This is a genomic window from Burkholderia sp. BCC1985 (genome assembly GCF_905339915.1).
Taxonomy (GTDB): domain Bacteria; phylum Pseudomonadota; class Gammaproteobacteria; order Burkholderiales; family Burkholderiaceae; genus Burkholderia.
The window spans coordinates 112,970-125,255 of record NZ_CAJPGY010000008.1; the positions used below are offsets into that span (position 1 = coordinate 112,970).

Annotated in this window: 13 protein-coding genes and 1 pseudogene; 9 read left to right on the forward strand and 5 right to left on the reverse strand. The window is 57.2% G+C overall.

Going from position 1 to position 12,286, the window contains the following annotated elements; genetic code table 11:
• Positions 1-127 precede the first annotated feature (127 nt).
• Positions 128-1,012, reverse strand: coding sequence for a LysR family transcriptional regulator (locus U4Z31_RS10395; RefSeq protein WP_321810229.1), 885 nt, complete (start codon positions 1,010-1,012; stop codon positions 128-130).
• A gap of 199 nt (positions 1,013-1,211) precedes the next feature.
• Between U4Z31_RS10395 and U4Z31_RS10400 the strand changes: the two genes are divergently transcribed.
• Complete coding sequence (locus U4Z31_RS10400) at positions 1,212-2,363, forward strand: porin (protein ID WP_321810230.1); 1,152 nt, start codon at positions 1,212-1,214, stop codon at positions 2,361-2,363.
• A gap of 230 nt (positions 2,364-2,593) precedes the next feature.
• Here the strand turns inward: U4Z31_RS10400 and U4Z31_RS10405 are convergent, their stop codons facing one another.
• From U4Z31_RS10405 to U4Z31_RS10415, 3 genes are all read right to left on the reverse strand, one after another.
• Positions 2,594-2,836 carry a hypothetical protein gene (locus U4Z31_RS10405; protein ID WP_321810231.1) on the reverse strand — a complete coding sequence of 81 codons (243 nt, stop codon included), beginning with the start codon at positions 2,834-2,836 and terminating at the stop codon, positions 2,594-2,596.
• Positions 2,837-2,882: 46 nt separating this feature from the next.
• Positions 2,883-3,245 (reverse strand): DUF4156 domain-containing protein, encoded by a 363-nt coding sequence (locus U4Z31_RS10410; protein WP_321810232.1) that lies wholly within the window; start codon positions 3,243-3,245, stop codon positions 2,883-2,885.
• 71 nt (positions 3,246-3,316) lie between these two features.
• Positions 3,317-3,913 carry a porin family protein gene (locus U4Z31_RS10415; RefSeq protein ID WP_321810233.1) on the reverse strand — a complete coding sequence of 199 codons (597 nt, stop codon included), beginning with the start codon at positions 3,911-3,913 and terminating at the stop codon, positions 3,317-3,319.
• A 151-nt stretch (positions 3,914-4,064) separates the two neighbouring features.
• Here U4Z31_RS10415 and U4Z31_RS10420 point away from each other — a divergent pair, with 151 nt between their 5' ends.
• From U4Z31_RS10420 to U4Z31_RS10430, 3 genes and pseudogenes are all read left to right on the forward strand, one after another.
• Complete coding sequence (locus U4Z31_RS10420) at positions 4,065-4,580, forward strand: DUF2975 domain-containing protein (RefSeq protein WP_321810234.1); 516 nt, start codon at positions 4,065-4,067, stop codon at positions 4,578-4,580.
• Between the two features lie 5 nt (positions 4,581-4,585).
• The gene (locus tag U4Z31_RS10425) at positions 4,586-4,798 is read left to right on the forward strand and encodes a helix-turn-helix transcriptional regulator (RefSeq protein WP_321810358.1); all 213 of its coding nucleotides are present in this window, start codon (positions 4,586-4,588) and stop codon (positions 4,796-4,798) included.
• Positions 4,799-5,352: 554 nt separating this feature from the next.
• Positions 5,353-5,781, forward strand: a pseudogene (locus U4Z31_RS10430) (integrase core domain-containing protein); the annotation flags it as partial.
• Positions 5,782-6,089: 308 nt separating this feature from the next.
• On the opposite strand, the gene U4Z31_RS10435 reads toward U4Z31_RS10430, so the two are convergent.
• Positions 6,090-6,368: an HU family DNA-binding protein gene (locus U4Z31_RS10435; protein WP_321810235.1), complete on the reverse strand. Its 279-nt coding sequence runs from the start codon at positions 6,366-6,368 to the stop codon at positions 6,090-6,092.
• 1,095 nt (positions 6,369-7,463) lie between these two features.
• Here U4Z31_RS10435 and U4Z31_RS10440 point away from each other — a divergent pair.
• From U4Z31_RS10440 to U4Z31_RS10460, 5 genes are all read left to right on the forward strand, one after another.
• Entirely contained in the window at positions 7,464-8,153 is a 690-nt protein-coding gene (locus U4Z31_RS10440; RefSeq protein ID WP_321810236.1) for a phage integrase family protein, read from the forward strand.
• 151 nt (positions 8,154-8,304) lie between these two features.
• On the forward strand, positions 8,305-8,751 hold the full coding sequence (locus U4Z31_RS10445; protein WP_321810237.1) for a hypothetical protein: 447 nt from the start codon (positions 8,305-8,307) through the stop codon (positions 8,749-8,751).
• 20 nt (positions 8,752-8,771) lie between these two features.
• Positions 8,772-9,098 carry a tyrosine-type recombinase/integrase gene (locus tag U4Z31_RS10450; RefSeq protein ID WP_321810238.1) on the forward strand — a complete coding sequence of 109 codons (327 nt, stop codon included), beginning with the start codon at positions 8,772-8,774 and terminating at the stop codon, positions 9,096-9,098.
• Positions 9,099-10,456: 1,358 nt separating this feature from the next.
• A complete protein-coding gene (gene parA / locus U4Z31_RS10455) occupies positions 10,457-11,146 on the forward strand; it encodes a ParA family partition ATPase (protein ID WP_321810239.1) in 690 nt (229 codons plus the stop codon).
• The gene (locus U4Z31_RS10460) at positions 11,143-12,219 is read left to right on the forward strand and encodes a ParB/RepB/Spo0J family partition protein (RefSeq protein ID WP_321810240.1); all 1,077 of its coding nucleotides are present in this window, start codon (positions 11,143-11,145) and stop codon (positions 12,217-12,219) included. Before parA ends, U4Z31_RS10460 begins: the two co-directional genes overlap by 4 nt.
• The last annotated feature ends 67 nt before the right edge of the window (positions 12,220-12,286 follow it).

Consider the following 12,286-nt stretch of genomic DNA (forward strand, 5'->3'; position numbering starts at 1 on the left):
TCGACAGGTGTCGGCTGCTGGGAATGAAGCAACTGTATTCAGTCTGGTTAACGATAAGGTGACGTCATATTAGTGACGCTAATGAAAGTTCCCAGCCGATTCAAAAGCCGCGTCACTGCACAAGCGCTCAGCCCAGCTCCCGCTCGGTCGCGACATCAAAGAACGAGCGCACAAAATGCAGCGCCCTTCTTCCGCTTGTTGTAACCAGATAGGTCTTGTAGAGCTTGTCCATCTCCCGCACCGGCCTGCACGTCAGCTCATCTTCCGGGTACATGCTGTCCTCAAGTGCTATGGCCACCCCGAGCCCGTGCAGCACCGCCTCCTTCATCACTGGATAAGACGTCATCTCGATCAGATCCGTTAGGGCGACCCCGTGGGTATTACATACGGCGCGCACCTCTCGCGCCGTAAGGGTCCCCTCTCCAGGAAGAATCAGCCCATTCGCGGTGAGTTCGTTCAGAGAAACGCTTTCCTGCGTGGCCAGCGGATGGTCCCGACGAAGAATCGCGACCATCTTCTGGGTGAGAATTTCCTCGCGGTAAAGACCCGGCAAGTCAGCCGGGTCGGTAACGATGGCGATGTCAACCTGAGAACCCTCGAGTCGCTGCATGGATGCAGCCCATGAGATGACTGCGAAGTTGATCTTGACGCCGGGGAAGAGTTTCGAAAATTTGGCGATCAACGGCATAGCCGGACGCGGTGCATTCGCCACGACGGTCAAATGGCCAGTGGACAGCATCTCGTATGCACCAATCTTCTCCGACACCAACTGCTCGAGGACGCGCATCTGGTCGGTCAACGCGAACAATTCGATCGCCGGCTTCGTTGGCTCCAGTCCGGACCGGTACCGCGTGAAAAGCGGGGCTCCGATACGCTTTTCGAGGTTCGATAGGTGCTGCGTTACCGCCGACTGCGTGATGCCCAAGGCGGCCGCAGCATCCGTCACGCTCCGTTGTCGGAATACCTCGGTGAAGGCAGTGATCTGGTGTGAACTTAACTTTACGCTTTGCATCTCGCCTCGCATTCCACATTAGTCGCACTAATAAAACGACACTTCCAAGTAAATACCACTTGCTACTGTACAACGGCGACGAGGTGCTCGGAAAGCACGGCAAAGGTCTGAACATTCCGGGCATCAACCGACGCGGTCACCTCGACCCGACAGTGCTTGTCACGGGCTCGCGACATCCAATAAATTAATAGGATAACTAATGAATATCAAGACTACACTGCTCGCCATGACGCTCGCGATCATGTCAGCGCATGTGATGGCTCAAAGTAGTGTGACGCTGTACGGCGTCATCGACGAAGGGCTCAACTACGCCACCAACGTGGGCGGGAAGAAATTCGTCGGCCTCGAAAGTGGGTACACGCAGGGTAGTCAGTGGGGGGTGCGCGGCGTCGAAGATATCGGCGGCGGAACATCGGTCGTATTTCAGCTTGAGAACGGCTTCGACGTGAATACCGGGCAACTCGGCCAAGCCGGCCTTGAGTTCGGCCGTCAGGCTTTCGTTGGTCTGTCAGACAAGAGATTCGGTACGTTGACAATTGGTCGCCAGTACGACACCTTCTTTTTCTTCGTGGCGCCCACGACCGCCAACGGCAACTGGGCAGGCTTTGCGTTCACGCACCCATACGACAATGACGACACGGAAGGATCGACGCGCGTCAACAACACGATCCAGTACACGAGCCCAAGCTACGGCGGCTTCCAGGTCGGCGGGACGTACGGCTTCAGCAACAGTACGAACTTCGCGAACAATCGGCAGTACAGCATCGCCGGCCGCTACACCAGCGACAACCTGACGGTTGCCGTTGGCTATGAAGAGCAGAACCAACCGGGCAGTTCTTCGTCGGGTGCCGTCAGCAACGGCAGCGATGACACGTTCCGGGCCAACCGCGTGCGTCGCTTCGGTGCCGGCGTCAACTACACGACCGGCCCTGTGACTCTAGGCCTCGCGTATACCTATACGAACGCATTGCGCCCCATCAATTCGACGTATGCCGGTTCGCTGCTGCCCTCGAGCGGCACGTCGGTATCCTCGATTGCGTTCAACAACATCGAAGTCAACGCCAAGTATCAGGTGAGTCCTGCCTGGTTCCTTGGCGGCGAGTACGTCTTCACGCGCGCGAACTACCATGCGTCGGGCCCGTCGCAACACCTGAACTACCACACCATCGGCCTGATGTCCGATTACTTCCTGTCGAAGCGCACCGACCTGTATGCCCAGGCCGTGTATCAACGCGCCGGCGGCGACACGACCGGCTCGGTCATGGATAACGCGTATGTGATTGGATCCGGCGGTCCGTCATCGTCCAACAATCAGATGCTGGTTCGCCTCGGGATCCGTCACCGGTTCTGATTCCGACTCGACAGCGTACCGACAGATCGACGTCACTCATTGTTCGAGCGTCCGCTAGTCCCTCAAGTAATCCGTTGACGCGATAGGCCGACACATGTTCGCGTCGCGTATTGTGCCGGCATCCATTTTTGGCACGGACAGTAAATATCTCGACCTGCACGAGTGCACACTCGCGTGTTCCGAAACGACGACGGGCGCATAGAGCGCCCGTTTCCTTGCAACAAAAAAGTTCACTGGGATTTTGTGCTGCACCCGAGACCAAAACCAGAATTGCGGTAACCGATTGTCGTGTCAACGTCAACACCGAGCGTCGATGCAATCAGTGCATCGACGCTCCGCTGCCGGCCAGTTGCAAGCGCCGGCTTGATCAGGTCGCGAACCGCATGCCGGTCGATGACTTGCTGTCGACGGTCGTTGCGCAGACGATCACGCCACCGACGTATCGCCATTTTTCTGCGCATCGATTCGTTCAAGCACGTTTGAAGCTGAAGCAGCGATCCGTCACCGGCGTGAGCGGCCCTACTGACATCGATACACATTGCCAGACAGGGTGACGTTCGTTTGCGCCAGGTAGTCGGAACTACCTGTCTGTCCTGCGCGGTTCGTGAGAAGGTAGACAAGATTGCCACCCATAGCTGCGGCTTTGTTCTTCAGGTCATTACGTGCGCCAGATTCAAGATTGGCGTTCGATGTCAGCCTGCCACGCAGGAGATCACCTTGACTGCCTGTGATGTCCCCAAGGAAGGTGCATCGGTCACGCGGCTCCTGCGTCGTAATACGCACGGCTGAGGCTGCAGGGTTGGCGAGTTGAATCGGCGAACATGCATTCAGGCAAAGGAGCATGCCAGCGATAGCGAGAATTCGAAAACGGGTGTGATTCATATCCATCCTGGGAAAAGAAGCGCCGATCCGACAACGCAGCGCATAGATATGGAGAACTCGACGACACACAATCAACGGAACAGGTAATCAACACCTACCGTGAATGTCTGCGCCTTCACCGAAACATCGTTGACGCCCTTCCAACTCAGCTTCTTGTAATTCATGTACTGAACCCGTGCGCGCCAATTCGGCGTAATGTCGTAGGCTGCGCCAAGTCCGAGATTGAACATTCCGGCCGAGCGATTCCGCGACTCGATGTCACCTCGTCGTCGACCAAGTTCCCATCCGATACCGGCGATGCCCAGCAGGGCGAAACGATCAGTAATGGGCAGGTGCCCGACCGCGTTTGCCGACCATGCGCCAAGGCTGAATTTGTCCTTTTGACTTGCCGATTTCGCTTCCACGGAACCGAAGCTGGAGAGCGTGCTTTCGACCGAAAAGTACCGAGAGAATTGATAGCCGCCGCGCAGCCCCACGGTCGCGTTGTTGGACGAAGTGCCCGACCATCCCGCGCGATCGGTGCTGAACTTGTCGCGTGCGTAACCGATGTCACCGCCGAGATACCAGAAGCCATCCGCAGCACACCCCAACTGAGCGCGCACCGCCCCGGTGCAAAGCGCCGAGGAAAGCATGATGAACAGTGTGCTGGCAAGGGATTGATGTCGCATTTTTTTACCTTTAGCGGAAAAAGTTTTATGTGAAACGATACAACTTTGCCGTTTTACAATACAATGCACCTATTCCGCAACCATTCTGTAAGGAAATTTGCATATGTACACGTCATCAACCAAAGGGGGCGCCTCGATGCGGCGTCTTCGCATGCTGTCGACTACCATGCTGTGGCTGATCACGGGCGGCGCGGTCGCCACCGTGGTCTGCATGGCATGGATTTGGTTTGGTTTGCCGGATTGGGAACTGGGAAATATCGTGCGCGAAATCACGCATGCGGATTCGGCTGTTCCCGTGAGCCTTTCGTTGGCGCACCGGGCCGGTGGTTTTCTTTCCACCGGTATCGCGCTAGGGCTGCTGATTTGCGCGTTGTACCAGGCGCTGCAGATGTTCGCTGCTTTCGGGCGTGGTGAAGTGTTGACGGCCCACACCGCACTTCGTTTGCGCGGAATGGCATTGGCATTGACGGCGCTCGGGCTGTCGATTCCGCTGGTCAGATTGCTGACCGGTCTCGCGATGGTTGGTACACCGGCAGAACCTTATTGGGTGCTGATATTCACACTTGGAGATTATTTCGTGAGCTTGCTTGGCGGGTTGCTGATGGCAATTGCATGGGCGATAACGGAAGCGATCTGCATTGCCGAAGAGAACAAGAATTTTATCTAGAACCCATCATGATACTGGTCAGACTCGACGTATTGCTGGCAGAACGCAAGATGAAATCCCGCGAGCTTGCACATCGCATCGGCATATCCGAACCGAACCTTTCTCTTCTTAAATCCGGCAAGGTCAAAGGGATGCGCTTCGAAACACTTGAACGCATTTGCGAAGCGCTCAATTGTCAGCCCGGGGATTTGCTCGAATATCGGCAGGACACAAAATAGCGATCGCCTCCTACCGAGGCGCATGAAGAATAAATTTGCGGCAACTGATGCCTAATTACCAATGGCATCAGTTCGCTCTCTATTGCCTCTGTTGAGGTTGCTTAATTCCGCTAGCAGGCCGACTAATTGTGCTAGCAAGGGCGCCGGTGCCGCCTTTCCTCGGCATTTACAACGGTAGCGAGAGACAGATTTGATCAAACGTTGCATATTGCGCGCCCGGCGCAACACCCAAGACGGAACTTTCTCTAGCGGTGTACCATGCTCGCCGCAGTCTCGAATGGCTGGGTCAAGCCAAGTCCGCCGCCAATAGGGAGCACTGATGTCGACTGGGTTGATTACGAGGCAGCGGTAACAGTACGTCAGACGCCGTCTCGGCATCATCCAGGCGTCCGGCGTCTGAATTCGGGCGAGTACTGCAACGTCAACGCGCGCGAGCGCAGCCAGCCTTTGTATCGCGACATCACTCAATGGTGCAAACAAGATCCATCCCGCATTGGTTAACGCCGGTGACGTCCTCAGTCCATTACCCTCCCACGCCATGTCGACGGCCATCCGAATACACCCGCGAGTGCCTGGCGATCGAAGCCGGCGCCAGCTTGAGGTCGCAGGATGTGATCTTGACGCTGTCACGACTGATGCGACTGTACGGCAAGCCCGCGTTCGTTCGGTCTGACTACGGCGCTGAATTTACGCTGCCGAGGTGATGCAGCTGGCTGCGAGACGCTGCAGTCGGTCCGACCTTCATCGCGCCCGGCAGTCCGTGGCAAAACGGGTTCGTCGAGAGCTTCAACGGCAAGCTGCGTGACGAATTGCTAAACCGAGAATGGTTCCGCAGCCGCGCCGAGGCCAAGGTGCTCATCAAACGCTGGCGGCAGTTCTATAACGAGCGCCGGCCCCACAGCGCTCATCGCTACCAACCTCCGGCCACGGTCCGTCGAGTCTGGCTGGATTCCGATAATATCGACGCGAAACTCCCTGCCTGATTGGTCACAGAATTCCGCTGCAAGTCATCCCCTTCACTCACGGTGGCTGACTAACGCGATATCAACGATGCGAAATCCGGTGTCGTCCCCTCGCGACCCAACAATTCGATGAGCCGAGTTGGATGTTGATACGTATCAACAACACGCTGAGCGATCAATTTCGCCCGCATCTCAACGTCGCGCAAGCGCCCGCGTCATCGACAACTCGTGCACCCGGCGCGACGTCACCATCTGATCGCCGATCAACCGCAATGGGGCAGACGTCTGCATGCTCCAAGCGGTAGGCTTGCCGACGTCAGAGCCTGCACTCAAGACACGTTCACGGCATCTTTGAATGCCTTCCCGGCACTGAACTTCACCGTCGTCGCTGCAGCAATTGCTATCTCAGCGCCCGTCGTCGGATTTCTACCGGTCCGTGCTGCACGTTCCCCTTGCGAGAACGAGCCAAATCCGACGAGTTGCACGGTGCCGCCGTCGCTGACAATCCGTGTGATCACAGCCAGTACGGCCTGGATCGCCTCGCCGGCGGCAGCCTTGCTCAGGCCAGTGTCGGCTGCGACAGCATCAATGAGTTCTTGCTTGTTCATGAGTCAACCTCGTTCGATGAAGGCGCCGTCTACCCTACCGCATCGAGCGACACCGGGGTAACCCGCTGCCGTAATCGAAACGCCGATGCGCCTTCGCCATCACCGGGACGAGCGCGGCGCTCCCCTACTGGCGCACAAAGGCCTCAGAATCGGTCGCAGGATTCTCACGTGCTGCTTTGACCCCGCGCATCTAACCGTGCATTGAAAGAAAAGTAGCAGCAATGCGCAAGTAAAAGTAGAAGCGGCTAGCTCCGCGGGAATTGAGTGGCGATCGAAGTGCAATGCACCGAATGCGATGCTCCTCATTGCGTCACCAGTACGCTGCGCAGTCCCAGCGACTGTGTAGCGAGCGTAGGACAGTACAAGGCGCCGCTGAGGACCAGTTTGAACGCGGCCGCACGCGAGACCATAGGATCGAGCGGTGCCAGGTACTGCTCGAGCTGCCTCAAGGTCAGTCCGTCTCGGCAGGCTGCCAAGATGTCAGGCGCGAACGTATCGCAGCACTCATACGCGCTCGCGGAAAGGTAGCGCAGCTCTTCAGCGATACAAAGCGAGTGCTTCGCAACTTCAATAAATTCACTACAAATTACGTATCAAACAATACGTTTGATTTGAGCGGCCAGACGATGCACCTCGGGAGTGCGGTTTTGGTTGATCGTCCATTCCCATGGAACACGTCTTACCGTGAAACATCGCCGAAAATCCCCCTAAAAATCCATGAATCCCCCGCTGGGTATGGCTTTTGCTGATCTCCCCAATGGCGCGAGGTTGTTTCACGCTGTCCGTATGTGACACCGTCGACCACCGAGTTTTCAGCGTTTCACTTCGGTCGTGTGAGATTTTTGACTTTCACTTTCCACCAATCCAAAGGGAAAATCACCGCGCCGCTATGTCGAGGTGCGGGGCGGCCCTCGGTCAGTGCTTCCATTTTCACTTCCACCAACGACAGTCGCACATCACCGTTGCTACACCCGCACCGACTTCGCAGCGCTGCGCGCGTACGTCCAGCACGTACCACCAGCAACCATCGGCCGCCTCTACCTAGGCGAGGACGAAAACGGTGACCCGTTCACGGCTGCTGCCGTCGAGCGGCGCATGCGCGACATGCAGGCCGACCTGGTGGCCCTCGCGCTCGAACACGGCTCACCGGTGTTGGCCGAGCATCTGAAGGCGTCGGCTAAGAAACACGGCAGCGCGAAGCTCGATGATGCGTCCCTAAAAATAGTTGAGCAAGCGGTGCAGCTTTCTATCGCCGTGCCGGAGGCGCCGCACACGGTCGGCATGTGGTTTCGCCCGATGATTGCAGGGCGCCTGAAGTCGCGGCACATCACGACGCTCACGGAATTGGTCTCCTGCTGCAACTCGCGCGATGGCAGTTGGTGGCGGGCCAGGCCGCGCATCGGAGTCGGCCGCGCGCGTGCAATTGTCGCGTGGCTGCGCAAGCATGAGGAGACGATCGGCCACTATGTGGAGGCTGACGTCGACGCGCATGACCCGTTCGCCGCCCCGGATAGTCAGCTCGTGCAGGTTGGTGGCGTCGCGCCGGCATGCTCGCGCCGCTCGAGCGCATGTCCGTTGTCCATCCGTTGTTCGGCAGCGATGGTACAAACCGGGCGGCCCTCTTCCCTTACATCCAGGCGCCGAAGGATCTCGCGGCGGTACGCGGCTACCTGTACTTGTACCGCGACCAACCGAAGACGGTGCGCGCCAATACGAATGAAGTCGAGCGCTTTTTGCCTTGAGCCGTCGCGGTACGGCGCAAGCCACTCAGTTCATTGCTCGTAGACGCCTGCGAAGCGTATAAGGACATTTGAAGGTACCAACGCCCGAGTTCGTGGGTGCCCAGGCGTCGCGCCGCTCGAATCGTTGGCGACCATTCGCGGAAGGACGGCTCAGTGGCCCGTCGCAACGTTACGCGGTACGCGCATTACGTGCGATGTTCGCCTGGCTCGCGGACGTGCGCTATCTCGTGGGTAATCCGTGGACGGCCGTGAACGATCCGCCGATCGTGACGCGCGAACGCAAGTTGCAGGTCGACCGCGCGATCCCGGCCGGGCTCTGGGAACAATTGCGAATGCATGCGACGCAGCGAGCCGCGTCGTTGGATGATCCCGCCGACAAGCGCCGCGATTCGACTCAGTGGCGCGTTGCACTCGCGCTGATGCTGCTGATGGGGGACTCCGGATTGCGGCGAGAAGAGGTCACTAACGCATATCGCGACGCGCTTCGAGTATCTCCGCACGCAAATCCAGAACAGCCAGTCTGGCAACTGACGGTTATCGGCAAGCGTGGTAAGGAAAGTATGGTCCGATCAGCCCGGAGACAATTGACGCGTTACTCGCGCATTGGGGAATCGGGGCGAGGACTTCGACGCTGCAACTGACGGGCCCCTGGTTTTCACCAATGAGGATTCCCCGGACCAAGTCCGCGCAAGACAAACACGCCGCAAACGGCCACCTGATTGAATGGGTTCGAAAGCGGCTGATTTTGGAGCTCGATGGCATCGAAGCGGGCACACGCACGTCGCTTGCTCGTCTATCACCGCATACATTTCGCCACACCATCGGAACCCAGGCAGTAGCGCACGACGTGGCGCTCGACGTCGTCCAGAAGGTGCCGGGCCATGCATCTCTACGGACGACGTCGATCTACGTTCAAGCGGAACAAAAGCGTGTCGTGACAGAGGTGTCTCGTTACTTCGGCCGAGGCCGACCCACGACTAGTGAGTAGGGGCGTTCGCGAAGTTTTCTGCCTGATATGAACGCACTGCGCCCTCCCCTATCTGGCCTTTGGCCAGTAGGAATCTCCCAGATTCAGTCCGACTTTGTCGAGATCGCCCTGCGAAGTCCGAGAATATCTGGGACTTCCCGGCCACTGAAAAACAAACTGCGACATTTGCTCGGAGTTTGGCATGTCTATCAGCGGCACTTTTAGAGATTTTATAGAAAATCAGTATATAAGGTGCGCACGGAGTTAGGTGTCGGAGTCACTAATAACGCGGTTTCCGTCGCAGTCTGAGGTTCCGCCCATGTCTCATACCGTCGCATCGCCTTGGATGGTCGCTGGCGTTGATACGTATCAACGCCACGCGCACATGACTCCTGTTCCAGCGAACCGGCGGCAATCCCTGGCGCACGAGACGACTGAATCTCCGGCGCGCTTTGCGGCCGCGGCGAGCAAAGCTCCCGTTGTTGATACGTATCAACGAATCGGGCAAGGGGGGTATCGCCGAATCGACACCGGCAAACATTTCGCTTTCCCAACATGGCATTACCAACAGATCAGCGCATGTTGATACGCATCAACAACCGGTGTTTATATGAGATGTGCTTGACCGGATCCCGGTAATACATCGCTCCTGCAAAGACAATCGCGCCGCTCGAAACTTCGCTCCTTGGCTAGCGATACCGACGCTCGTTGATACGTATCAACGGCTCGGGTTCCTGCGCAATTTCCGCTTTTGATTGTCCCACCGCCCATCGAGGATCGGTAAAGGCTCTCCGACATCACCCCGACGTTGACACGTATCAACACCGGTCCCGAGTAGCGAGTTCGTTCGTTTTTGAATGTGCCACGCCGGTGTATCGCGGGTATCTCTCGTAGAATCAAATTCGCGCGCACGATTTCGTCGCGGGCCGAACCTCTGCGCCGCCAACCATATCGGCGGAGGACGAGTGCCCCGCCGACCAGAATATCCGCGCCGGGAGTCGGTCGTTGATACGTATCAACGGGGCCCGGTTCATACAGAGAGTCGTCTAGATTTTTTCCACTGCACGTGCCCACGGCTCCTTCTTCGGAACCGTGCCTCCGCATTCAACGGTTGTGTCCTTCGGCACCGTGTTGATACGTATCAACGGCCGGACAACGCAATGTAACGGGCCGTGCCTATCCGGCGGACCGTCGCATGCGTACCGTATAAGATTCGGCCGGAGCCCGCTCAACGACGAACAGTTGATGCGTATCAACCGCTGGTCCTTGCTCTGCGCTCTCGACCGCAGCGGCCGGAGAAATATAAGCGCTATGCAACAAAATACTTGAATTTTTGTATTTTCAAATTATGATTGGGTGAATTCTTGAGGACCCGATCAATGACGGCAAAAATCTTCGCGATTGCGAATCAGAAAGGCGGCGTAGGCAAGTCCACGATCAGTGTCAACGTAGCGAGCGATATCGCCGAGCGCGGATACCGCGTCCTTGGGATCGATGCAGATCCCCAGAACACTCTTCTCCAGTGGAGTGCAGCGGCGGGTGAAGGCGAAGAGGGGCTTCCTTTTCCGGTCGCAAACCTCGCCGCGTCCGGAAAGATGATCCACCGCGAGGTTAAAAAATATATAAACGATTACGACTTCATCGTGATCGATTGCCCGCCATCTGTCGAGGATCCTCGACCGGCTGTCGTTCTGATGATCGCCGATCTGGTGGTGATGCCGACATCATCGTCACCGACAGATTTCTGGTCCAGCCGCGGCTTCATCCAACTGATCGAGCAAGCCCGGGTGACCAACGATGAACTGAAGGCCGTCTGGTTGCTCAATAAAGCAAAGCCGAAGCGCCTGCTCACAAAGGCACTCGGGAAGGCAATCGCCGACACCGGGATTCCCGTACTGAAAACGAGCCTCAGCGATAGAGAATCTTTCAAGCAAGCTGCAGCGTACGGTGTGGCGGTATCGGCACTATCGGACAAAGGTGCCCGTGCGGCCCGCGACGAGATCAAAGCCATCACCGATGAGATCCTCGAGTTCCTGGATATCGAGCAATTTAAGGAGGGTGCAGTATGAAGGGCCGACGCAGTCTTGATGCTGGCTTTACCGTTGCGGTGCCAACTAAGCAGACCGCGATTGACCGATTTGCCGCCGTCGATGCAATCGTAGGGGACGGTCATCAGCACCCCGCGCACCCGGACCTTAGAGTCGTTCCAGCAGCTCCAGCTGAAGCTAGCGAAATCACGGGTTCCGATGCCTACCGCGAATGGTGTGTAGCGAACAACTATACGCCGGGGACACCGATTGACCTCCCCTTAGGGTCAGTGAAGGCAAGCCCGTTCAATCCGCGCCACTTCTACCGTGCGCAATCGATCACAACCTTGGCCCTGAACATCGCAACTCAAGGGCAACAGCAACCAGTACACGTCACCCCGGACTACGACAAGGGTGAGGGATACTTTATTGTCGACGGTGGCCGAAGGACACGAGCGCTGCGCGAATCGAAAGAAAGCACCGTGAAAGCGATCGTCGTTGACGTCCCTCAAGGTATCGAGAGCTACAAGCTTGGGTACGACCTCAACACACAGCATGAAACTCAAACGGTGTTCGACGATGCCGTTGTGTGGAAGCGGTTGCTAAACGATGGCCATTTCGCCAGCCAGACGGCTCTCAGCGAACAACTTGGCGTAGATAAATCGACGGTAACTGCAACGCTTTCTGTTTCGGAACTTCCCGACGCGTTGATTGAAGAAATGCTCGAACAGCCAAAGACTTTCGGCATGAACATGGCCTACGCGATTGTTAAGTACTACCGTGCGACCGGTGAGAAGGAAACGATCCAGTTGATCCGTAGGATCGTCGACGAAGGGCTCAGCGTCCGGAAAGTTAACGATCAAGTCAAACGAGCATCTGACGCGAAGTCGGCAACGGCACCGAATCGTCAACGATACTCCGAACGCGTCGACATCAACATGCACGGCAACGTGAAGGTCGGCGACCTTCGACTGTATGGTGATGACAAGCTACGTCTCGAGCTTCAAGGGCTTCCGCGCGAAGTACGTGACCGCATCCAAAGAAACATAGTCGCGCTGCTTGCTGAAGAGATGAAGGATCCCGAGTCTCTTGATCTCGGTACCCGAAAAGACTGACAGCGGATAGGGCGGGGGCAACGCAACCTCGCCCGCTGATCCCCACGACGCGAAGAATCGGCCATTC

Coding starts and splice junctions, on each gene's coding strand:
- parA (WP_321810239.1), top strand. CDS start 10,457: ATGACGGCAAAAATCTTCGCGATTGCGAATCAGAAAGGCGGCGTAGGC.
- U4Z31_RS10400 (WP_321810230.1), top strand. CDS start 1,212: ATGAATATCAAGACTACACTGCTCGCCATGACGCTCGCGATCATGTCA.
- U4Z31_RS10445 (WP_321810237.1), top strand. CDS start 8,305: ATGTTCGCCTGGCTCGCGGACGTGCGCTATCTCGTGGGTAATCCGTGG.
- U4Z31_RS10435 (WP_321810235.1), bottom strand. CDS start 6,368: ATGAACAAGCAAGAACTCATTGATGCTGTCGCAGCCGACACTGGCCTG.
- U4Z31_RS10450 (WP_321810238.1), top strand. CDS start 8,772: ATGAGGATTCCCCGGACCAAGTCCGCGCAAGACAAACACGCCGCAAAC.
- U4Z31_RS10410 (WP_321810232.1), bottom strand. CDS start 3,245: ATGAATCACACCCGTTTTCGAATTCTCGCTATCGCTGGCATGCTCCTT.
- U4Z31_RS10440 (WP_321810236.1), top strand. CDS start 7,464: ATGCGCGACATGCAGGCCGACCTGGTGGCCCTCGCGCTCGAACACGGC.
- U4Z31_RS10415 (WP_321810233.1), bottom strand. CDS start 3,913: ATGCGACATCAATCCCTTGCCAGCACACTGTTCATCATGCTTTCCTCG.
- U4Z31_RS10395 (WP_321810229.1), bottom strand. CDS start 1,012: ATGCAAAGCGTAAAGTTAAGTTCACACCAGATCACTGCCTTCACCGAG.
- U4Z31_RS10460 (WP_321810240.1), top strand. CDS start 11,143: ATGAAGGGCCGACGCAGTCTTGATGCTGGCTTTACCGTTGCGGTGCCA.
- U4Z31_RS10420 (WP_321810234.1), top strand. CDS start 4,065: ATGCTGTCGACTACCATGCTGTGGCTGATCACGGGCGGCGCGGTCGCC.